Annotated in this window: 18 protein-coding genes; 10 read left to right on the top strand and 8 right to left on the bottom strand. The window is 65.3% G+C overall.

What is annotated here, in order from left to right; translation table 11 throughout:
* Positions 1-79: 79 nt before the first annotated feature.
* The 7 genes from AB7532_RS03695 to AB7532_RS03665 all read left to right on the top strand — a co-directional run bounded on the left by AB7532_RS03695 (position 80) and on the right by AB7532_RS03665 (position 11,825).
* Complete coding sequence (locus AB7532_RS03695; protein ID WP_441233476.1) at positions 80-802, top strand: outer membrane protein; 723 nt, start codon at positions 80-82, stop codon at positions 800-802.
* A 166-nt stretch (positions 803-968) separates the two neighbouring features.
* Positions 969-3,122: a methyl-accepting chemotaxis protein gene (locus AB7532_RS03690; protein WP_441233475.1), complete on the top strand. Its 2,154-nt coding sequence runs from the start codon at positions 969-971 to the stop codon at positions 3,120-3,122.
* Between the two features lie 202 nt (positions 3,123-3,324).
* Positions 3,325-4,386 carry an MBL fold metallo-hydrolase gene (locus AB7532_RS03685; RefSeq protein WP_441233474.1) on the top strand — a complete coding sequence of 354 codons (1,062 nt, stop codon included), beginning with the start codon at positions 3,325-3,327 and terminating at the stop codon, positions 4,384-4,386.
* 219 nt (positions 4,387-4,605) lie between these two features.
* Positions 4,606-5,835: a 5-aminolevulinate synthase gene (gene hemA, locus AB7532_RS03680; RefSeq protein WP_441233473.1), complete on the top strand. Its 1,230-nt coding sequence runs from the start codon at positions 4,606-4,608 to the stop codon at positions 5,833-5,835.
* A 330-nt stretch (positions 5,836-6,165) separates the two neighbouring features.
* The gene (locus AB7532_RS03675) at positions 6,166-9,675 is read left to right on the top strand and encodes a PAS domain-containing hybrid sensor histidine kinase/response regulator (protein WP_441233472.1); all 3,510 of its coding nucleotides are present in this window, start codon (positions 6,166-6,168) and stop codon (positions 9,673-9,675) included.
* 249 nt (positions 9,676-9,924) lie between these two features.
* Positions 9,925-11,358, top strand: a complete 1,434-nt coding sequence (locus tag AB7532_RS03670; RefSeq protein ID WP_441233471.1) for a S8 family peptidase — start codon at positions 9,925-9,927, stop codon at positions 11,356-11,358.
* Positions 11,359-11,465: 107 nt separating this feature from the next.
* Positions 11,466-11,825: a hypothetical protein gene (locus AB7532_RS03665; RefSeq protein WP_441233470.1), complete on the top strand. Its 360-nt coding sequence runs from the start codon at positions 11,466-11,468 to the stop codon at positions 11,823-11,825.
* Positions 11,826-11,865: 40 nt separating this feature from the next.
* Here the strand turns inward: AB7532_RS03665 and AB7532_RS03660 are convergent, their stop codons facing one another.
* From AB7532_RS03660 to AB7532_RS03645, 4 genes are all read right to left on the bottom strand, one after another.
* Positions 11,866-12,690, bottom strand: a complete 825-nt coding sequence (locus tag AB7532_RS03660) for an SDR family NAD(P)-dependent oxidoreductase (RefSeq protein ID WP_441233469.1) — start codon at positions 12,688-12,690, stop codon at positions 11,866-11,868.
* 17 nt (positions 12,691-12,707) lie between these two features.
* Positions 12,708-13,217, bottom strand: a complete 510-nt coding sequence (locus AB7532_RS03655; RefSeq protein WP_441239185.1) for a cytochrome P460 family protein — start codon at positions 13,215-13,217, stop codon at positions 12,708-12,710.
* A gap of 122 nt (positions 13,218-13,339) precedes the next feature.
* Positions 13,340-14,371 (bottom strand): alpha/beta fold hydrolase, encoded by a 1,032-nt coding sequence (locus tag AB7532_RS03650; protein WP_441233468.1) that lies wholly within the window; start codon positions 14,369-14,371, stop codon positions 13,340-13,342.
* 36 nt (positions 14,372-14,407) lie between these two features.
* On the bottom strand, positions 14,408-14,827 hold the full coding sequence (locus tag AB7532_RS03645; RefSeq protein WP_441233467.1) for an organic hydroperoxide resistance protein: 420 nt from the start codon (positions 14,825-14,827) through the stop codon (positions 14,408-14,410).
* 195 nt (positions 14,828-15,022) lie between these two features.
* On the opposite strand from AB7532_RS03645, the gene AB7532_RS03640 reads away from it, so the two are divergent.
* Positions 15,023-17,863, top strand: a complete 2,841-nt coding sequence (locus AB7532_RS03640; RefSeq protein WP_441233466.1) for an ATP-binding protein — start codon at positions 15,023-15,025, stop codon at positions 17,861-17,863.
* A 149-nt stretch (positions 17,864-18,012) separates the two neighbouring features.
* Here AB7532_RS03640 and AB7532_RS03635 read toward each other — a convergent pair whose 3' ends face one another.
* Positions 18,013-18,684 carry a response regulator transcription factor gene (locus AB7532_RS03635; protein ID WP_441233465.1) on the bottom strand — a complete coding sequence of 224 codons (672 nt, stop codon included), beginning with the start codon at positions 18,682-18,684 and terminating at the stop codon, positions 18,013-18,015.
* 332 nt (positions 18,685-19,016) lie between these two features.
* Between AB7532_RS03635 and AB7532_RS03630 the strand changes: the two genes are divergently transcribed.
* Complete coding sequence (locus AB7532_RS03630) at positions 19,017-20,642, top strand: MFS transporter (protein WP_441233464.1); 1,626 nt, start codon at positions 19,017-19,019, stop codon at positions 20,640-20,642.
* Positions 20,643-20,717: 75 nt separating this feature from the next.
* Here AB7532_RS03630 and AB7532_RS03625 read toward each other — a convergent pair whose 3' ends face one another.
* The 3 genes from AB7532_RS03625 to AB7532_RS03615 form a co-directional block, all read right to left on the bottom strand.
* A complete protein-coding gene (locus AB7532_RS03625; protein WP_441233463.1) occupies positions 20,718-21,191 on the bottom strand; it encodes a secondary thiamine-phosphate synthase enzyme YjbQ in 474 nt (157 codons plus the stop codon).
* Positions 21,192-21,229: 38 nt separating this feature from the next.
* Positions 21,230-21,760 (bottom strand): hypothetical protein, encoded by a 531-nt coding sequence (locus AB7532_RS03620; RefSeq protein WP_441233462.1) that lies wholly within the window; start codon positions 21,758-21,760, stop codon positions 21,230-21,232.
* Between the two features lie 83 nt (positions 21,761-21,843).
* On the bottom strand, positions 21,844-22,044 hold the full coding sequence (locus AB7532_RS03615; RefSeq protein ID WP_441233461.1) for a hypothetical protein: 201 nt from the start codon (positions 22,042-22,044) through the stop codon (positions 21,844-21,846).
* Positions 22,045-22,119: 75 nt separating this feature from the next.
* Here AB7532_RS03615 and AB7532_RS03610 point away from each other — a divergent pair, with 75 nt between their 5' ends.
* Positions 22,120-22,494, top strand: a complete 375-nt coding sequence (locus AB7532_RS03610) for an AtpZ/AtpI family protein (protein ID WP_441233460.1) — start codon at positions 22,120-22,122, stop codon at positions 22,492-22,494.
* Positions 22,495-22,503: the final 9 nt, after the last annotated feature.

Here is a 22,503-nt window from a genome sequence, read left to right as displayed (position 1 = left end):
TCAAAAGCGAGCTATCTGCAAAACCAACGCGGCGCGGAGAGCGCGCCTGCCGGGGACCAAAGTGTTTGGAGTTTGGACGATGAAGAAGATCCTGTTCGCGACCGTCGCGCTGCTCGTGGTGGGCGCTGCCGCGCCGGCGGTCGGTGCCGATCTCGGCAACCGCAACTACTACAAGGCCGCGCCGGCCTATGCCGCGCCGATCTACAACTGGACCGGTTTCTACATCGGTGCGCATCTCGGCGGTGCGTTCTCCAGCGACAACAATTTCAACGGCCTCTCCACCGGCAACAACGGCAACGGCCGTTTCCTCGGCGGCTTGCAGGCCGGTGCGGACTGGCAGTTCCACCCGAATTTCCTGGTCGGCGCCGAAGCCCAGTACTCCTGGCTCTCCGGCAGCGTCGGCGCGGCGTTCCCGGGCGGCGTCGCCTATACCAATGACCAGCGTGGCCTCGGCTCGATCACCGGCCGCGTCGGCTACACCTGGGGTCCGGGCCTGCTGTACGTGAAGGGCGGCTACGCCTATTCGGACAACAACGAGAAGGTGACCGTCGGCGGCGTGCCGACCGCCTTCCTCATCACCGGCGATCACCGCAACGGCTACACCGTCGGCGCCGGCCTCGAATACATGTTCGCCCCGAACTGGTCGGCCAAGGCCGAGTACCAGTACTACAATTTCGGCGACGCGAGCTTCACCGGCGGTCCGCTGGCGGGCACCGGCAGCTTCACCACCGACGACCACACCATCAAGGCGGGCGTCAACTACCGCTTCAACTGGGCCAACTCGTCGGTCGCGCGCTACTGATCGCGCCTCTAAAATCTCTTTCATCATCAAGGGCCGGCCTCGTTGCCGGCCCTTTCTTTTTTCGCTGTGCGGAACGGGCGCAAGCGTTTGTGCAACTTGCGATTTTTTAACCCGGCCGACGGATACTGCGCGGCGAAAATATAAGATCATGGGTGGGGGAATTTCGATGGCGATCCGTCTGGGCCTTGGCCGTGTGTTCGGCCGTTTCAAGCCGCGCTTCAGGATGCCGAAATGGGGCGTGCGCGGCAGCCTGTTCGCGGCCTTCGCATTGATCGCAGGCATGGGCCTCGTGATCGCAGCCGGCGCCGGCTTCGTGTTCAATCATCTCGGCGCGACCATGATGGATCTCAGCGGCCGCGACATTCCGCGCCTCTCCGCCAGCCTTCAGCTCGCGTCGCAAAGCGCAACGCTCGCGGCGCAGGGCCCGAGCCTCCTGGCTTCGCCCTCCGACGAAGCGCTGAAAGAGCGCACCAAGGACGTGAAGGACATCCAGCAGCTCGCCATGGCCAAGCTCGGCGAGATCATCGCGCTCGGCGCCGACAAGCAGGTCGCGTCCGCCTTGCGCGACACCGCCAAGAGCATCGATGAAGCGACCCAGAGCCTGGTCTCGGCCGCACGCGAGCGGCTCGACACCGGCGCGCTGCATGACAAGCAGTATGAGGCGTTGCGCAAGGCGCAGCTCACCTTCGTCGGAGCGTCCGGTCCTGCGATGCTGGACGCGCAGACGCGCCTGAACGCGATCCTCGGCGCGGCCGAAGTTTCCGCCGACGATGCCACGGAAGCCGCCCGCACCGTCTCCCAGGTCGCGACAATCTCCACCAACGGCAATCTGATGGCCGCCGACATGATGGCGGCGCTGTCGACCAACAGCAGCGACACGCTGGAGGCGATCGAGAAGGAATTCAAGGCGACGCGCGACCGCGTCAAGTCGAACCTCGAGGACCTCCCCACGATGTCCTCGATGCAAGCGGTGCGCGACGCCGTCCAGAAGCTGTTCGCCTTCGGCGAGGGCAAGACCGGCGTGTTCAAGATCCGCCAGAAGGAGCTCGACGCCATCGACTACGGCCAGACCATCCTCGACGAGACCCGCAAGCTCAATGTCGGTCTCGGCATCAGCGTGCAGCAGCTCGTCGACGGCGTGCAGAAGGAGACCAACGCGTCGACCTCCCAGGCGCGCCAGGAGATATCGCTCGCCACCACCGCGATGCTGGCGCTGGGTGCGCTGACGCTGGTCGGCTCTGCCCTGTTCGTCTGGCTCTATGTCGGCCGCAACATCCTGCGGCGGATCCGCGAGCTTCAGCGCGCAATGCAGTTGCTCTCCACCGGCGACCTCGACACCGAGATCGTCCGTTCCCGGCAGAACGACGAGATCGGCGCGATGAAGGAAACGCTGACGGTGTTCCGCGACAGCATGATCGAGGCCCGGGCGCTCGCGGGCGAACAGGACAAGGACCGTGTCGCCAAGGCTGAACGTGCTGCGCAGATGGAGGCGAAGATCGCCGAGTTCGAGGGCACGGTGCGCAACGCGCTCGACAACCTCGCCCAATCGGCCAATTCGATGCAGTCGACCGCGCAGAGCATGTCGAACACCGCCGACCAGTCCAACGCGCTGGTGAACGCGGTCGCCTCCGCCGCGGAGGAGACCTCGGTCAACGTGCAGACGGTGTCGTCGGGCACCGAGCAGCTGTCGTCCTCGATCGAGGAGATCAGCAAGCAGGTCGTCACCTCGGCCGCCATTGCCAAGAAGGCCGTCGAGGAGGCAGGCGCCACCGACACCACGGTGCAGAGCCTCGCCGACAGCGCGAGCCGCATCAGCGTGGTCGTGGACCTGATCCAGACCATTGCGTCGCAAACGAACCTGCTCGCGCTGAACGCCACCATCGAGGCCGCGCGCGCGGGTGAGGCCGGCCGCGGCTTTGCGGTGGTCGCCTCCGAGGTGAAGAGCCTCGCGAGCCAGACCGCGAAAGCCACGGAAGAGATCCGCACCCAGATCGCCAGCATGCAGTCGGTCACCACCTCCGCCGTCGGCGCCATCCAGGGCATCGGCCGCATCATCGGCGAGATCGACAACGTCACCACGACGATCGCCGCCGCGGTCGAGGAGCAGGGCGCGGCCACCCGCGAGATCGCCCGCAACATCCAGCATGCCGCCGGCGGCACCAGCGAAGTCTCCAGCAACATCGTCGGCGTCTCCACCGCGTCCGCCGAGGCTGGCGCTGCGGCGAGCGAAGTGCTGGGCGCCTCCGACGCACTCCGCCGCGAAGCCGACATGCTGCGCGGAGAGATCGACGCGTTCCTCAACAACATGCGGGCGGCGTAAGCCGCCGGCGCGTAGACGCCGGTCTGGTAGCCCGGATGGAGCGCAGCGCAATCCGGGACTCGTGCCACAAGCGCGAAGGCCCCGGATTTCGCTGCGCTCCATCCGGGCTACGGAAAAATGCCCCGGTATGACCGCCATGCGGAGACCACGGCCCGTCCTTTTTCGGCTGGCGCGCCGCCCGCGGCGGGTTTAAGCCGGTCACATGAACGCAAAAACCGACACCGTGCCCTCCTCCGCCGAGGCGCTGCGCTATCCCTGGGAACAGCATCCCGGCCCCGAAGAGGTCGTGGAGATCAGGCCCGGCGTGCTGTGGGCACGGCTGAAACTGCCGTTTCGCCTCAACCACGTGAACATCTATCTGCTCGCCGACGGCGACGGCTATGCGATGATCGATGCCGGCTTCGGCAACGAGGAGACCATCGAGGCCTGGACAAAACTGTTCGAGGGGCCGCTGAAGGGCGTCCATATCACGCGCCTGATCGTCACCCATTCGCACCCTGACCATGTCGGCCTCGCGGGATGGATCGTCGAGCGGTTCAATTGTCCGCTGGTGATGTCGCAGGTCGAATATCTGCAATCGGTCTATCACCAGAATCGCGGCACCGAGGAGCGGCAGCAAGCACAGCGGCTGTTCTTCCGCCGCCACGGCATGGACGAGTCGCTCACCGAAAAGCTGCTCGGCCGCGGCCAGGACTATCTCAAGCGCGTCTCGGTGCTGCCGCCGTCCTACCGCCGCATCTCGCATGGCGACGACGTCGTGATCGGCACGCGCCGCTTCAAGGTGATCACCGGCGGCGGTCACGCGCTCGACCAGGTGATGCTGTATTGCGCCGACGACAAGCTGTTCCTGTCCGCCGACCAGGTGCTGAGCAGGATCTCGCCGAATGTCAGCGTGTGGGCGGTCGAGCCCGACCAGAATTCGCTCGGCGAATATCTGGCCTCGCTCGCGAGCCTCACCACCACCCTGCCCTATGATCTGCTCGTTCTGCCCGGCCACGGCGTGCCGTTCTACGGGCTGAAGACCCGCATCAAGCAGCTCGCCGATCACCACGAAGAACGCTGCCGCCTGATCGCGGAAGCCTGCCGCGAGGAGCCGCAGACCTCGCGCGCGCTGGTGCCCGTCGTGTTCAACAAGCACGTGCTGGACGAGCACCAGATGGGTTTTGCCGCCGGCGAACTCGTCGCCCATGTCAACTACATGATCGTCGAGGGCCGGCTGACCGCCGAGACCAAGGACGGCGTGCTTCAGTTCAGGACGAGTTGAGCTTTGCCTTCGGCTCGCCCCCACGCGGGGCGAGGGACGCTTGCTGCAGGGCAGCATCATACCTCGCGCGAACTTGATTGGGATCAAGTTTCAAATCGCACGATAGGGCATTTTGCCCAAATGCCCCTCACCGCCAAATGTGGGATAGCGCATAGACATTAGAGCTGGAAAAGCTCTAAGAAGATGCGCCCTTTGGTCAGTTCCGTTGCAGGTTTGACGATGGATTACAGCCAGTTCTTCAATTCCGCCCTTGATCGCCTCCACTCCGAGCGTCGCTATCGCGTGTTCGCCGATCTGGAGCGCATCGCCGGCCGGTTCCCGCATGCGCTCTGGCACTCGCCCAAGGGCAAGCGCGACGTCGTGATCTGGTGCTCGAACGATTATCTCGGCATGGGCCAGCACCCGAAGGTGGTCGGCGCCATGGTCGAGACCGCGACCCGCGTCGGGACCGGTGCCGGCGGCACCCGCAACATCGCCGGCACGCATCATCCGCTGGTGCAGCTCGAGGCCGAGCTCGCCGATCTCCACGGCAAGGAAGCGTCGCTGCTGTTCACCTCGGGCTACGTCTCGAACCAGACCGGCATCGCGACCATCGCCAAGCTCATTCCGAACTGCCTGATCCTGTCGGACGAGCTCAACCACAATTCGATGATCGAGGGCATCCGCCAGTCCGGTTGCGAGCGGCAAGTGTTCCGCCACAACGACCTCGCCGATCTCGAAGAGCTGCTGAAGGCTGCGGGCCCGAACCGGCCGAAGCTGATCGCCTGCGAGAGCCTCTATTCCATGGACGGCGACGTGGCTCCGCTCGCAAAAATCTGCGATCTTGCCGAAAAGTATGGCGCGATGACCTATGTCGACGAGGTCCACGCCGTCGGCATGTACGGCCCGCGCGGCGGCGGCGTCGCCGAGCTTGACGGCGTCATGCACCGTATCGACATCCTCGAAGGTACGCTCGCGAAGGCGTTCGGCTGCCTCGGCGGCTATATCGCCGCCAACGGCCGGATCATCGACGCCGTGCGCTCCTACGCACCGGGCTTCATCTTCACCACTGCGCTGCCGCCGGCGATCTGCTCGGCCGCGACCGCCGCGATCAAGCATCTGAAGACCTCGAGCTGGGAGCGCGAGCGCCACCAGGACCGCGCCGCCCGCGTCAAGGCGATCCTCGACGCCGCCGGCCTGCCGGTGATGTTGAACGACACCCACATCGTGCCGCTTTTCGTCGGCAATCCCGAGAAGTGCAAGCAGGCCTCCGACCTCCTGCTCGAAGAGCACGGCATCTACATCCAGCCGATCAACTACCCGACGGTGGCCAAGGGCACCGAGCGCCTGCGCATTACGCCCTCGCCCTATCACGACGACGGCCTGATCGATCAGCTCGCCGAAGCGCTGTTGCAGGTGTGGGAGCGTCTCGACCTGCCGCTCCGCGAGAAGTCGCTCGCGGCGGAGTAGGCTTTTCTTTCGCCTCTCCCCGCTTGCGGAGGAGAGGCCGGATCGCATCGTCAGATGCGATCCGGGTGAGGGGGACTCTCCACGAGTCCAACTGCCACCGTCCCTGCGGAGAGCCCCCCTCACCCCGCCCTCTCCCCGCAAGCGGGGCGAGGGAGAGCGGGCAGCTCGCCGCCCGCACCTTAACGACAACCCCGGTTCCCGCCGCGACCAGGCATTTCGCTGTCGCCTCCACCGGCTCAACGCGCTAGATTTGCAGGGAAAACGAGGGCGGGCGCCTTTGCGCCTTAGGACGTTCGGGCGCTATCGCGCCATGGGAGAAGCACGCTCGCCATGATGCACGACTGGGGCGTGATCGCCGCCGCTTTCGGCTATATCGGCTTTCTGTTTCTGGTGGCGAGCCACGGCGACCGCCGCTCGTCGGCCAAACCCGGCCGCGCGTCCGGGCTGATCTATCCGCTGTCGCTGGCGATCTACTGCACCTCCTGGACCTTCTTCGGCTCGGTCGGCTTCGCCACGCGCACCTCGACCGACTTCCTCGCCATCTATGTCGGCCCGATCCTGATGATCGGGCTCGGCGCCGGCGTGCTCCGCCGGGTGATCCAGCTCGCGAAAGCGCACAACATCACCTCGATCGCCGACTTCATCGGCGCGCGCTACGGCAAGAGCCAGGCGGTGGCGGCAACCGTGGCGCTGATCGCGATCATCGGCTCGGTGCCCTACATCGCGCTCCAGCTCAAGGCGGTGGCGTCCTCGCTCGAAACCATCCTGAGCGAGGACCAAGCTTTCTCCCACATCCCGATCCTCGGCGACATGGCGCTGATGGTGACGCTGGCGATGGCCGCCTTCGCGGTGCTGTTCGGCACGCGGCAGACCGACGCCACCGAGCACCAGCACGGATTGATGCTGGCGGTCGCGACCGAATCCATCATCAAGCTCGTCGCCTTCCTGGCCGCCGGCATCTTCGTCACCTTCTGGATGTTCTCGCCGCACGAATTGATCGAGCGCGCCATGAAGACCCCGGAGGCGGTGCGCGCCATCAACTATTCGCCGTCGATCGGCAACTTCCTCACCATGACGCTGCTGTCGCTGTGCGCAATCATGCTGCTCCCGCGCCAGTTCCACGTCAGCGTGGTCGAGAATTCCAGCGATGCCGAGGTCGGCCGCGCGCGCTGGCTGTTCCCGCTCTACCTCGTTGCGATCAATCTGTTCGTGATCCCGATCGCGCTCGCCGGCCTCGTCAGCTTTCCGTTCGGCGCGGTCGATCCGGATATGTATGTGCTGGCGCTGCCGATGGAGGGCGGTGCAGGGCTTCTCAGCGTCGCCATTTTCGTCGGCGGCCTGTCGGCTGCGACGGCGATGGTGATCGTCGAATGCGTCGCGCTCTCGATCATGGTCTCGAACGACCTCGTGGTGCCGCTGGTGCTGCAACGGCGGCCCGAGGGGCGCACCGGCGGCGCCGATTTTAGCGACTTCCTGCTGCGCTCGCGACGTCTTGCGATCTTCGCCATCATGGTGATGGCCTATTTCTACTACCGCGCACTCGGCAACACCCAGCTCGCGGCGATCGGCCTGCTTTCCTTTGCCGCGATCGCCCAGCTCGCACCGAGCTTCTTCGGCGGGCTGCTGTGGCGGCGCGCGACCGCGCGCGGTGCGATCGGCGGCATGCTGGTCGGCTTCGCGGTGTGGCTCTACACGCTGTTCATGCCGAGCTTCATGGACTCCTCGACGGCGGGCATCCTATTGCTTCAGCATGGCCCGTTCGGGATCGAGGCGCTGCGCCCGCAGGCGCTGTTCGGCGCCGATTTGCCGCCGCTGATGCACGGCGTGATCTGGTCGCTGTCGCTCAACATCCTGACCTATGTGCTGCTGTCGCTGGCGCGCCGGCCGTCGTCCATCGAGCTGGTGCAGGCCGATCTGTTCGTGCCCAACACGCTCGCGCCGATCTCGCCGAGCTTCCGCCGCTGGCGCACCACCGTCACGGTGCAGGACATCCAGACCACGGTCGCGCAATATCTCGGGCCCGATCGCGCCCGGCATTCGTTCGAGGCCTTCTCGGCGCGGCGCAATGTCCGGCTGGAGCTCGGCGCCCCCGCCGATTTCGAGCTGTTGCAGCATGCCGAGCACCTGATCGCATCGTCGATCGGCGCGGCCTCCTCACGCCTTGTGATGTCGCTGCTGTTGCGCAAACGCACGGTCTCCGCGAAGGCCGCGCTGAAACTGCTGGACGATTCCCATGCCGCCCTGCATTTCAACCGTGAGATCCTCCAGACCGCGCTCAACCATGTCCGCCAGGGCATCGCGGTGTTCGATGCCGATTTGCAGCTGATCTGCTCCAACCGGCAGTTCGGCGAACTCCTCAACGTTCCCCCGCATTTCATCCAGTTCGGCACGCCGCTTCGCGAAATCCTGGAATTCATGGGCGTGAGCGATCCGGACGATCAGGGTGACCGCGAGGCGATGATCGAGCAGCGGCTCGCCGCCTACACCACCGAGAGCGAACCCTATCTCGAACGCCTGCCGGAACGGCACATGGTGATCGAGGTGCTCACCAACCGCATGCCGGGCGGCGGCTTCGTCGTCACCTTCACCGACGTCACGCCAACCTTCGAAGCCGCCGAAGCGCTGGAGCGCGCCAATGCGACGCTGGAAAAGCGCGTGCGCGACCGTACCGAGGAGCTGACGCGGCTGAACTCGGAGCTGGCGCTGGCCAAGAGCGCGGCTGAAGACGCCAGCATCTCCAAGACGCGCTTCCTTGCGGCGGCCAGCCACGACATTCTCCAGCCGCTCAACGCGGCGCGGCTCTATGTCACCAGCCTGGTCGAGCGCCAGAACAGTGGCGAGGAGACCCGGCTGGTCGAAAACATCGACGAATCGCTGCAAGCCATCGAGGAAATCCTCGGCGCGCTGCTCGATATCTCGCGCCTCGACGCCGGCGCCATGACGACCTCGATCTCGAGCTTCAAGATGGCAGACCTGATGCGCTCGCTGGAGATCGAGTTTGCGCCGAGCGCGCGCGCCAAGAATCTCGAACTCGCCTTCGTGCCCTGCTCGCTCCCGGTCGAATCCGATCGCCTGCTGCTGCGGCGGCTGCTTCAGAACCTGATCTCCAACGCGATCAAATATACCCCGCGCGGGCGCGTGCTGGTCGGATGCCGCCGCCAGGGCCCTTCGCTCAAGATCTGCGTCTACGACACCGGTGTCGGCATCCCGCCGGTCAAACGCGGCGAGATCTTCAAGGAATTCCACCGCCTCGAGCAGGGCGCGCGGATGGCCCGCGGCCTCGGTCTCGGCTTGTCGATCGTCGAACGTCTGGCGCGCGTGCTCAAGCACGGCATCGCCATCGACGGCAATAAAAACGGCGGCTCGGTCTTCTCCGTGACGGTGCCGACGGCGAAGGCGATCACCCACACCGCCGCCGTCACCAGCGCAACGCCGCTGGCGCGCACGCCGATCTCGGGCGCGCTGATCGTCTGCATCGAGAACGACGCCGCGATCCTCGACGGCATGCGTACGCTGCTGAAGGCCTGGGACGCCGAGGTGATCGCGGTCGCCGATCCCGAAGGCGCGATCGCCGCCATCGAGACAGCCGGCCGGCGCGTGACCGGCCTGCTGGTCGACTATCACCTCGACCGCGGCAACGGCATCGCCGCGATCCGCGACATCCGCCGCCGCTTCGGCGACGGCATTCCGGCAATCCTGATCACCGCCGACCGCAGCCCCGCCGTGCAGGTCGCCGCGCGCGAGGAGAAGATCGCGGTGCTCAACAAGCCGGTGAAGCCGGCGTCGCTGCGCGCGCTGCTGGGACAGTGGCGAACACAGCAGATGGTCGCGGCCGAGTAAGCGCGAGAGCGCTCGCATATATCAGGTCATGCGACCAGACCTATCCGCGCATCACCCGCCCCGCGCGCATTGCGAATGGCCGGAACCGGTGCGCGCAAATGCGTCGCACCCGCGAGCGCGCGACACCTCTTGCAACACATCCGGCTTGGAGTAACCTCAACCCAAGCGAGCGTTCTCCTGGCTCGGTTGAATTTGAATTTTCTGATTGCACAAGACGTTTTCATTTCAATCATCATCAAGGTGGCACAGATGGCAGGGTCCAGCATCGAGGATACGTTGGCCGCGATCGGCTATGTGAAAGTGATCGTGACGATGCAGAACAGGGCGACGGCAGCCGCTGCGCCCAAGGCGCAAACCGAAAGCGCGATGGAGGGACATTTCCTGCCTCCGGATACCGACCAGGTCGAGAGTCTTTCCCTGGCGGCGACGCGCGCGACGGGACGCAAGATCAGGCGACCCGAAAGTTTGTCCGCGCGCCGCGTGCGCGTCTATCCGCATCTGGGTCTCGCGGTGGGCACCGTCGATGCCGGTGGCTTTGCCTCTCTCCAGGCTGATCCCAGCGTCGGCATGGTCGCCAAAGCCCCGGAGATCAGCCTCATCAAGCCCGTCGCCGCCCAGCCGATCAAAACCGGAATCGGCCCCACCTGGGGCATCAAGCGCCTGAAAGTGGATCGCCTCTGGCAGTCGGGATTCACCGGCAAAGGCGTGCTGGTCGGTCATCTCGACACCGGCGTCGACGGTGCTCATCCGGCCCTGAAAGGCGCCATCGGAAGATTCGCCGAGTTCGATCTGGCGGGCGACGAGGTTCCGAACGCAAAGCCGTGGGACAGCGGCTCGCATGGAACGCATACCGCAGGCACGATCGCCGGCCGCCCCGTGGTGAAGGGCAAATTCGGCGTTGCGCCGGATGCCCAGCTCGCAAGCGCCATGGTCATCGAAGGCGGCCAGGTGATCGAACGCATTCTCGCGGGAATGGACTGGGTGGTCGGCTCCGGTTGCCGCATCCTGAGCATGTCCCTGGGGCTGCGCGGCTTCACACCGGCGTTCCAGGCCGTGATCGACTCGCTGCGGGCCGCGAACGTCTTGCCGGTGATCGCGGCCGGCAACGAAGGTGCGCTGACCAGCCGGTCGCCCGGCAATTATGCCAATGTCCTGTCCATCGGTGCGATGGACGTCAAGAACAAGGTGGCGGACTTCTCCAGCAGTCAGCGCTTCAATCGCCCGATCAATCCGCTGTGTCCCGCCCTCGCGGGACCCGGGGTGGCGATCACCTCCTGCGTCCCCGGCAACCTCTACGAGACCATGGACGGGACGTCGATGGCGACACCCCATATCGCCGGGCTCGCGGCGCTGTTGCTGCAAGCCCGGCCGGACGCAACGGCAAACCAGCTCGAGCAAGCCATCGTGGGCTCCTGCACTCTGCCCGCATCGATGCAGGAGGCGCGCGCCAATCACGGCGTTCCCGACGCTCTCAAGGCTTTCGAATTGCTCACGGGTTCGCAACTCCCTGCCGCGATCGCCGGCAGCGCACCGCGGCGTGCCACCCCCAAGCGAGGACGCGCGAGCCCCAAGCGGTCATCGCCTCGTCCGGGCCGCGGCGCGTCCAAGAAGGCCGGCCGCAAGGCCAAGGTTGCGGCTGCCCGCCGATCCACGCCCAAGAAGACATCGCCGCCACGCCGTTAGGTCTGGCGCGAAGGGACCGCGATTTGTGTCAGCGGCCGGCTAAAACCCGGCCGCGAAACGTACTATATTGACCGGTGGCGTCACAAAATATCGCGCAGGAGCCGGCCATGAGCGACAAGACCAAACCGTCAGCCCAGTGGGAAGGTGATGCTGTTGCCCGGCGATTGCGGCAGGCGACCAAGCCGGGGCGTCCCTCGGCGGTTCAGGTGTTCCTGAACGACGAGATCTCTGCGAGCGATCTTCCGGAGAAGGCCAAGCAGATCGTGACCGACATGAGCGCGAGCCTCAACCTGCCGGCCGACGCGATCAAGCTCGGCAAGGTTTTCCGAAGCGCAAAATCCTTCTCGGTGTCCACCGACATACCCGACGTCTTCGACGCGCTTGCCAAATGCGGAGACGTCAAGAGCATCCTTGAATCGGAACAGCCGGATATTCTGCCGAAGCCGACCAACGTGAAGGACGCTTGAGCCCGGCGCTGAGTCTTGCCGGTCGATAGTCGGTTGCCGGTCAGTAGTCGGTCGAGACGCTGAGCGTCCGCCATCGCTCCAGCTCTTCAAGGCGGAACCTGTCTGTCGCCGCGATGGCGTCGACTGCATCGCTGCCGAGCGCGATCCGCAAAGGCGGTCGATCCATCTGCACAAGTTTCAGCACGACCGCTGCGGCCTTGGCCGGGTCACCCGGCTGGCGGCCGTCATAGTCGCGCTGCATCCTGACGGCAGCTCCCACCACCGCATCATATTCCGCGCGACCTTCATCGGTCGCGTGCGCGCTTTGCGCAAAGCCGGTGCGGAAGCCGCCGGGCTCGACGATCGTGACGTGCACGCCCACCAGCGCCATCTCGCGCGCGAGCGACTCCGAAAAACCTTCGATCCCCCATTTCGCGGCCGAATAGGCCGCGCGGGCGGGAGCACCGATCCGTCCGCCGACGGACGAGACCTGCATGATATGCCCGCGGCGCTGCCGGCGCAGCACCGGGATCGCCGCCTTGGTGACGATGATGGTGCCGATCAGATTGACTTCGATCTGCTGACGGAACGAGGCCAGGCTCGTATCCTCGACCGATCCGAGCTCGCCATAGCCGGCGTTGTTCACGACCACATCGAGGCCACCGAAAGCCTCTACCGCAAGATCGATCGCCGCTTGAGCCGCAACCTCGTCGGTCACGTCGAGCGTTGCCAGCCGCAGGCTTCCACCGAAGCGTTCGCGCAAGGCTTCGAGCGGCTTGATGTCCCGCGCCGTCGCAATCACACGATCTCCCGCTGCGAGTGCAGCTTCCGTGATGGCGCGGCCAAGTCCGCGCGCGCTGCCGCTGATGAACCAGATCTTCGACATGGCGCTCTCCGGACAGATCAGGGCGCGAGCCGCGTGAAGACGTAGTCGCGGCTTTTGGCGCGGGCTTCGTGACAGCCCCAGCAAGTCCGGTGCTGGGCTTCGTCGACCGGCTTGCCGTTGATGAAGCGGCCAAAGCCCCAGCCGCCGGTCGCGGCATATTTTCTGGAATCCTTGACCATCACCTGCACCGTGGTGGCAGCACCGGGAATCGTCGCGGATGCAAACTCAGGCGACTGCTTCCGCTTCCAGGCGCGCTTGACCAGAACAGTGCCGTCCGGGAACGGCAGCGTTCCGGCTTGATAAGCATCGATGGCGGTCTGGTTGCCCACGACCGCACGCAGCTCGTCCAGGGGAGCCGCCTCCTCGGCCGGCGCGATCAGCTCCCATTGCTTGTAGCCCTGCGGGACGGTGACGCCGAAGATCGGCGAGGCATTGTCCTTCGCAGGGCCCTCGGCGAAAGCGATCGTGACCAGATACGGCACGCAGGTCAGCACAACGACGAGCAGGAGCATGGCCAGCACGATCATCGTCGTCGTGGAGAGAAATTTGGTCTTCTCGGATTTCATCATCGTCGTGACACTTCATCAGGTTGGAATCGCATGTGGGTCCTCGGTCCAGCCGCGCCGGACCGAGGTGACCTGCAAAGTCCTCAGGCGCCGCCGTCGGCGTCGATGACGGCCTTGGCAAAAGCCTGCGGTGCTTCCTGCGGCAGATTGTGGCCGATGCCGCCGGTGATCAGGCGAAAGTCGTACCGGCCGGAGAATTTCCTGGCATAGGCGCTCGGATCGGGATGCGGCGCGCCGTTGGCGTCGCCTTCCATCGTGATCGTGGGAACGTCGATGACGGGCGTTGCCGCCAGCTTCTTTTCGAGTTGCTCGTATTTCGCCTCGCCCTTGGCGAGCCCGAGCCGCCAGCGGTAATTGTGGATCGTGATCGCGACATGATCCTTGTTGTCCAGCGCCGCCGCGCTGCGGGCGAAGGTGGCGTCGTCGAACTTCCACTGCGGCGAGGCCAGCTTCCAGATCAGCTTGGCGAAATCATGCGTGTACTTCTCGTATCCGGCGCGACCGCGCTCGGTGGCGAAATAGAACTGGTACCACCATTGCAGCTCGGCCGACGGCGGCAACGGCGCGTTGCCTGCGGCCTGGCTCGAGATCAGATAGCCGCTGACCGATACCAGCGCACGACAGCGCTCCGGCCATAGCGCGGCGATGATGTCGGCCGTGCGCGCACCCCAGTCGAAACCGGCGATAACCGCCTTCTTGATGTCGAGCTTGTCCATCAGCGCGATGACGTCTTCGGCCATCGCGACAGGCTCGCCGTTGCGCTGTGTCTCGCTGGAAAGGAAATGCGTCGAGCCATAGCCGCGCAAATAAGGGATGATCACGCGATAGCCGGCCTGGGCCAGGATCGGTGCGACGTCGACGAAGGCGTGAATGTCGTAGGGCCAGCCGTGCAGCAGGATCGCCACCGGACCATTCGAGGGACCGGCCTCGGCATAGCCGACATTCAGGACGCCGGCGTCGATCTGCTTGATCGGGCCGAAGGACGCATTCGACGCTGATGATTTCGGCGCTTCCGTCTCGGCGCGGGCGAGGTCGATGACGCCGAGAACGACGGCGACGGTTCCCGCGGCGACGCCAAAGAACTTGCGGCGGTGGGGGTCGATGATCTGCTTCATGGTCTTGCTACCTTGTTGATGGCTGATGATGGTGCGTCAGATCAGCGCGACCGTGACGTCGATGTTGCCGCGGACGGCCTTCGAATAAGGACAGGTCTGATGCGCGTCATCGATGATGCCGCGCGCGACCTCGGGGTCGAGGCCCGGCAGGCTGACATTGAGCCGCGCCTTGAGCGAGTAAGCGCCCTCGTCGAGCACGAGGTCGATCTCCGCATCGATCGCGCATTTCCGGGGAAGATCGATCTTCCGCTTGCGCGCCGCGATCTCCATCGCGCCTTCGAAGCAGGCCGACCAGCCGGCCGCGAACAATTGCTCGGGATTGGTGCCGATGCCGGTGCCACCCGGTGGCGACAGCTTGACATCGAGGCGGCCGTCGGAGCTGCGCGATATGCCGTCGTGGCGCCCGCCACTGGTGTGGGTTTTGGCCGTATAAAGCGTCCTTGCCGCTTGCGTCATCAAAGTCTCCTTCGTTACGCAACTGACTAGCAGCGGCCCTCTCGGCACACCCGTTTGGACTTGTGAGATGTTGTGAGGTGGCCGCCTGCACGCCTCACAAGACCTGCATCCGCGGTCTGATGCCGATGCAGCGACGGGCTTGCCGGATCGCGATCATCTGGCTATCCGGTCCGTTCAAAGGACCAAGATTTCGCCATGACCGAGCCGGCCGGCACCGCAACGGGAACTTTATCGTTCGGGCCATTCACCGTGACGCCCCATGAACGACTCGTGATGCGCGAGGGCCTCGCGCTGCCGCTCGGCGCAAAAGCCTTCGACACGCTGATCGCGCTGATGTCGCGGCCGAACGAGGTCGTCAGCAAATGGGACCTGATGGCGCTGGTGTGGCCCGGCATCACCGTCGAAGAGACCAATCTGCGCTTCCACGTCGCCGCGCTTCGCAAGGCGCTCGGCGACGGCAAGGACGGCGCCCGCTACATCACCACGCTCTCCGGCCGCGGCTATTGCTTCGTGGCGCCGGTCGGGCACGCGGCTATTCCGGCGCAGCCGCGCTCCGCGGCGCGGCTGGAGCCGCCGCCCGTCAAGCTACCCAACCGGCTGCAGCGAATGGTCGGGCGCGACGATGCGATCGCCGCCGTCTCGGACAGGCTCGTCGCCTCGCGCTTTGTCACGATCACGGGCCCCGGCGGCGTCGGCAAGACCGCCGTGGCGGTCGCGATCGCGCACGATCTGCTCGAAGCGTTTTCTGACGCCGCGCATTTTGTCGATCTTGCCGCTCTGAGCGATCCCGATCTCGTGATCACCTCGATCCTGCTGATGCTGGGCCTGCCGGCGCAGACCGACGATCCCCTGCCCGCGCTGCTCGCGCATCTCCAGGACAAGCGGATGCTGCTGATCCTGGACAATTGCGAGCACGTCATCACCGCCGCGGCGCCGCTGGCCGCGGACATTTTTCATGGCGCGCCGCAAGTCCATATCCTCGCCACCAGCCGCGAGGCGCTGCGTGTCGAAGGCGAGCAGGTCTATCGGCTGGCGCCGCTCGCCGTTCCGCCCGACACGTCCGGGTTGACGGCGACGACGGCGCAGACCTACCCCGCGCTCCAGCTCTTCCTCGAACGCGCGTCAGCCGGCGGCGCGCAGATCGCGCTCGACGACGCCAATGCCGCGATCGTCGCAGGGATCTGCCGCAAGCTCGACGGCATGGCGCTGGCGATCGAGCTCGCCGCCGGCCGGGTCGAAGCCTACGGACTGGAGCAGACCGCCGCGCTGCTCGACGAGCGCCTCAATTTGCTCTGGCAGGGCCAGCGCACCGCGCCGCCGCGGCAGAAGACGTTGCAGGCGACGCTGGACTGGAGCTACGGGCTGCTGTCCGACACCGAGCGCCTCGTGCTGCGCCGGCTTGCGGTCTTTGCCGGACACTTCACCATCGACGCCGCGCTCGAGATCGTGCCGGACACGCGCGTCGACCGCTCCCGCCTGTTCGACGCGATCGACAGCCTCGTCGCCAAGTCGATGGTGGCGCCACGACCGATCGGCGCCATGATGCGCTACCGCCTGCTCGACACGACGCGCGCCTATCTGCTCGAGATCGAGCCTGACGATGCTGCGCTCGCCGCCCGCCACGCGACCTACTACCGGCGATGGCTGGAGCAGGCCGGCACGACATGGGCGACGGTGCCGAGCGCCGACGAACGCGCGATCCATTTCTCGGCGCTTCACAACGTGCGCGCCGCACTCGACTGGTGCTTCGGCAAAGGCGGCGACGTCGGCATCGGCATTGCGCTCGCCGCGGCGGCGGCGCCGATCTTTCTCGCGATGTCCCTGCTGATCGAATGCCGGCGCTGGTCGGAGCGGGCGCTGCGCGCGATCGGCCCGTCCTCGCAAGGCAGCGCTGAAGAAATGCACATCCAGGCCGCGCTCGGACTGACATTGATGTTCACGCGCGGCGGCAGTGACGCTGCGCGTGGGGCCTTGACGAGAAGCCTTGCGATTGCGGAAGCGCGCGGCGACGCGCCGAACCAGCTCCAGCTGCTCGGCCGCATGCACATCTTCCACGAGCGGATAGGACAGTTCGACACAGCGCTCGGCTACGCGCAGCAGAGTCTCGTGGTCGCCGAGACGCTCGGCGATGCCGCCTCGATCGCCCTCGCCCATTCGCTGCTGGGCGTCTCCCTGCATCTGGCCGGCGAGCATCGCGACGCACGGGGCATGCTGGAGGCCGCCTGGCACGGGCCGGGCACGGAGCGCATCAGCACGGTCCATGGCTTCGATCATCGCAACCGGGCCGGCATCTCGCTCGCGCGCGAGCTTTGGTTACAGGGCCGGCCCGCGGATGCGCGGCAGCTGGCGCGACAGACGGTCATCGATGCCGCGCAGATGGACCATCCGATCACGCTCTGCATCGCGCTGATCTGGGCGGTCTCGATCGACCTCTGGGGCGGCGACCTCGACGGTGCGGAAGAGAACATCGAGCGCTTCATCGCGCATGCGACGTCGCGTTCGATGGGCCCCTATCTGGCGGTCGGCCGCGGCGTCAAAGGCGAGATCGCGATCCGGCGCGGCGAAGCCGCTACCGGCGTCGAGACGATCCGCGCCTGCCTGCGCGAGCTCCATGACGCCGGCTACGAGCTGCTCACCACGACGTTCAACATCGCGATGGTCCACGGCCTGTTGGCGCTCGGCGAGATCGAGCAGAGCGCAGGCCTGATCGACGATGCCATCCGCCTCGTCGAGCAAAGCGGCGATCATCTCTACATGCCCGACCTGCTGCGCATGAAGGCCAAGGTGCTGCTGTCGCTCCCCGCGCCCAATACCGAGGAGGCAGAAACGCGCTTGATGCAGTCACTGGATTTGAGCCGTCGCAAGGGCGCAAAGGCCTGGGAGCTGCGCGCCGCGATCGATCTGGCCGAATTGCTGGCCGGGCGCGGCCGGCGAGAGGAAGCGCAGCGGTTGCTTCAATCGGCGCTGGAAGGTTTTGCGGACGGTTCCGAGACGGCGGATATCAAGGCGGCCGACAGGCTGCTTCAGACGTTATAAGTGCGCCCCGCATCAAGCTCCGTCATCCTGAGGTGCTCGCGAAGCGAGCCTCGAAGGATGAGCGGCCGAGGTGCCAGCCGGGCCGTTCATCCTTCGAGGCTCGCCGAAGAGGCGAGCACCTCAGGATGACGGGTTTAACAGCTTGGCTCTCACCCCGTAGGCGTGCCCTGCTTCCACTGGCCGCCGGCGATCTTCGCCGCGGCAATCACGGCCTGCGTGCGGCTCTCGACGCCGAGCTTTTGCAGGATCGCCGAGACATGCGCCTTGATGGTGGCCTCGGAGACGCCGAGCTCATAGGCGATCTGCTTGTTGAGCAGTCCCTCCGACAGCATCATCAGCACCCGCACCTGCTGCGGCGTCAGCGTCACCAGGCGGTCGCGCAGACGCGTCATGTCGGGATCGGCGGGTGCCGAGAGATCGGTGTCGGCGGGAACCCAGACGTCGCCCTCCATCACCTTGAGGATGGCATCGCGCAGCGTCTCGACCCCGAATCGCTTGGGGATGAAACCGGAGGCGCCGAAGTCGAGCGAACGGCGGATCGTGGCGCTGTCGTCGGAGGCCGAGACGATCACGACCGGGATGGCCGGATATTGCGCGCGCAGATAGATCAGACCGGAAAAGCCGGAGATCCCGGGCATCGAGAGATCGAGCAGGACCAGATCGACGTCGGAGGTCTGTTCCAGCAGTTTCGTCAGATCCTCGAACGATCCGGCCTCATCGATCCTGGCCGACGTCAGAACGCCGGCCACCGCCTGCCGCAGCGCATCGCGGAACAGCGGGTGGTCATCGGCAATGACGAGGTGGGTCGAAGGAGCGTTCATCGTTCTCTTGCTGGCAATCGCACCGGCCCAGTAAGCCGGCTGGGAGCCTTGGTCAATTCTTTCCCGACCGGCGGTGGCATGCAAGTGGACATTATCCTTTTGGAGGAACGGGGTTAACCCACCGCACCCCCGATCGAGGGGCGGCGGCGTCAGGTGCGCGTCAGTGCGCAAGGCCGAAAGTCGTATTGGGGCGGGTTTCACGCCGATGTTACCTTGCGGGCAAGACTTGGGTTGATCCGGCATGACCGGACATCCAGGGCGCGAGGAAACGATTTTTCGGGGAGCGACTCAACATGTCGACTATCGCTGTGTCTCAAACAGGCGCGAAAGGAATGACGAAGGACGAACGGTTCGTCATTTTCGCCTCCTCGCTTGGTACCGTCTTCGAATGGTACGACTTCTACCTCTACGGTTCGCTGGCCGGCATCATCGGCGCTCAGTTCTTCTCGGCCTATCCCCCGGCAACCCGCGACATCTTCGCGCTGCTGGCGTTTGCCGCCGGCTTCCTGGTTCGCCCGTTCGGCGCCATCGTGTTCGGCCGTGTCGGCGATATCGTCGGCCGCAAATACACCTTCCTCGTCACCATCCTGATCATGGGCCTGTCGACCTTCATCGTCGGCCTGCTGCCCAACGCCGCGACCATCGGCATCGCGGCCCCGATCATCCTGATCGCGCTGCGTCTCGCCCAGGGCCTCGCGCTCGGCGGTGAGTATGGCGGTGCGGCGACCTACGTCGCTGAGCACGCGCCGAACGGCAAACGCGGCTATTACACCTCCTTCATTCAAACGACAGCGACACTCGGCCTGTTCCTGTCACTGCTGGTGATCCTGTTCACGCGCAGCGCGCTCGGCGAGGCCGACTTCGCGGCCTGGGGCTGGCGCATTCCGTTCCTGGTCTCGGTGCTGCTGCTCGGCATCTCGGTCTGGATCCGGCTCCGCCTCAACGAATCCCCGATCTTCCAGAAGATGAAGGACGAGGGGAAGAGCTCGAAGGCACCGCTGACGGAAGCCTTCGGCAACTGGCAGAACGGCAAGCTCGTGCTGCTCGCGCTGCTCGGCGGCGTGATGGGCCAGGGCGTGGTCTGGTACACCGGCCAGTTCTACGCGCTGTTCTTCCTGCAATCGATCCTGAAGGTCGACGGCTACACCGCCAACCTGCTGATCGCCTGGTCGCTGCTGCTCGGCACCGGCTTCTTCATCGTGTTCGGCGTGCTCTCCGACAAGATCGGCCGCAAGCCGATCATCCTCGGCGGCTGTCTGATCGCGGCGCTGACCTTCTTCCCGATCTTCAAGATGATCACCACCAACGCCAACCCGGCGCTGGAAAAGGCGATCGAGACGGTCAAGGTCGACGTGGTGGCGGATCCCGCGGGTTGCGGCGACCTGTTCAACCCGGTCGGCACCCGCGTCTTCAGCGCACCTTGCGACACCGCACGCGCCTACCTGTCGCAGTCGTCGGTCAAGTACTCTACCTCTGCCGGCGCCGCAGGCTCGGGCGTGAAGGTCGTGGTCAATGGCAAGGACGTCGCCTACGCCAACGCCAAGGACGGCAATCCGGCACTGCTCGCCGCCGTGCAGGCGGCCGGCTATCCGAAGCCGGGCGATGCGGGCATCGTGAAGATGTCGCATCCGTTCGACATCTTCCGTCCGCAGGTGGCCGCAGTCGTCGGGCTGCTGTTCGTCCTGGTGCTCTTCGTCACCATGGTGTACGGCCCGATCGCCGCGATGCTGGTCGAACTGTTCCCGACCCGCATCCGCTACACCTCGATGTCGCTGCCCTACCACATCGGTAACGGCTGGTTCGGTGGCCTCTTGCCCGCGACCGCCTTCGCCATCGTGGCCTCGACCGGCGATATCTATGCTGGCCTCTGGTATCCGGTCATCTTCGCATCGATTACCGTCGTGATCGGCTTCTTCCTCCTGCCCGAGACCAAGGACGTCGACATCAACGCGAGCTGATCGAAGCAGCGACAAGCACAACGAACCGGCCGCGGAGCGATCCGCGGCCGGTTTTGTTTTGAGCGCTAAATCGCTTTACTGATTGCTGCCGATGAATTGCAGCACCACCTCGCGCCGGTGCGGGCGCTTGCGATGCTCGATCAGATAAATCGCCTGCCACGTCCCGAGCGCGAGCTTGCCGTTGAGAACCGGGACCTGAAGCGAGGTCTGCGTCAGCATGGTCTTGATATGCCCGGGCATGTCGTCAGGCCCCTCGGAATCATGCGTCCAGCCTGCGTTTTCAGGCGCGAGCCGTGACAGCGCCGTGGTGAGATCGACCAGCACGGACGGGTCTGCGTTCTCTTGGACCGTCAGCGACGCCGAGGTATGACGGATGAACAGTGTCAGCGCGCCGTCGCGCGCGTGGACCTCATTGATGAATTTCGCAGCTTCGCTGGTGAGATCGGTGAAGCCGCGGCCCGGCGTCTGCACGGTCAGCAGCGACGATGCGATAGTGGTGGCTTGCACCGACGACGGCGCCGATCGCGTGATGGATTTCGTCAATGTCATAAAAGGTCTCGCCTGATCGAACACTGCCGTAGGGGTCCTCAAATCTTCCCCGAGACGTCCTTCTGCACGCGGTTGGCCATGTCGATCAGCCGGCGCCAGGCCTTTTCCAGGAACGACATCACGCGATCGACATCCTGGTCGCTCGGCAGCGGGATCTCGATCTTGCGGTCACCCTCGGCGACCTTTGGCTCCTTCTTGAGCGGGTCGGATTTCGGCATCGCATCGTCGATCTTGCCCGACACGGTCGGGCCGGCCGCAAGCTGTCCCTTCAGCTTCTCGACTTCGGCCTGGAGCCGGCCGATCTCGGCATCGAGCGCGGTCCGTTCATCCGGCACCGCATAGCAGGCCCAACCGGTGCCGTTCCTGGTGCAGGTCGAGACCGTGCCGGTGCGGGTGTCGAGCCGGAGCACGCCCTCGGGGATGGGCGTCATGCTGTAGCGGCCGTTTTCGCTGTCGGGCGCCGATTGCGCGGCCACCAGGCCGCCGCCGATGCTCATCACCGCGGCGAATACTGCCGCTGCAAGCCAGGATGCTGTGCAAGATGCTGTGGATGAATTCGCTGGTCTCATCGCGCTCTCCGCCACGACGCGCAATTGGCACGTCCGCAATTCTACACCCGGGCGGACGAATCCGCCGCCAAAAACGCGGCCATTCATTCAACGGCCGCGGCGACCTGTTTGATCCCGGCAGCGGGGCGAAATGGCGGCCACATCCGCCGATCATGAGGAGAGCTGCTGCGGTGCGGCGTCACGCTGTGTGCAGCGCCGCCGCGCGCGCCAATATCATCAAATAAATCAGATACATAATAGAACGCGACGCAATCGTGACTTGGCTTGACTTGATTATAGGCCATCAGTATGGTCCGCGCGGCTTTTGAGGGTGACGGGCGTAATTTCCATTCAGCCGCGGCGTTTCGGGTCTTCGTTGCATGACACAGGGCACGGGACACGGCGGGAATGGAGATCGCGATAGATCGCCCGAGGAAGCTGCGCTTTCCGAACGGCTCGGAAATCTTGATCAGCGGTTGTCCGAGTTTCGCGGCCGCCACGTCAAGACCGAGCAACCCGCAGGTGACGGTGAAGACAGGGCGGCCAGAGCTTCGGCGATGGCGCTTGGTTTCCGGTTATCCTCCGAGTTGGTCGCCGGGGTCGTTGTCGGAGCGGGGATTGGCTGGGGGTTCGACCGCTTGCTGTCGACGTCGCCTTTCGGATTTATCGTGTTCCTGCTGCTGGGCTTCGTGGCCGGCGTGGTGAATGTGGTGAGGACGGCGGGCGCGGGTCAAAACAGGCGCGGTGGTTCTTAAGCGATCCGC

Source organism: Bradyrhizobium sp. 930_D9_N1_4 (assembly GCF_052076015.1).
Taxonomy (GTDB): Bacteria; Pseudomonadota; Alphaproteobacteria; order Rhizobiales; family Xanthobacteraceae; genus Bradyrhizobium.
The sequence above is the reverse complement of the archived record's forward strand: the minus strand, read 5'-3'. Positions and strand labels throughout refer to the sequence as shown.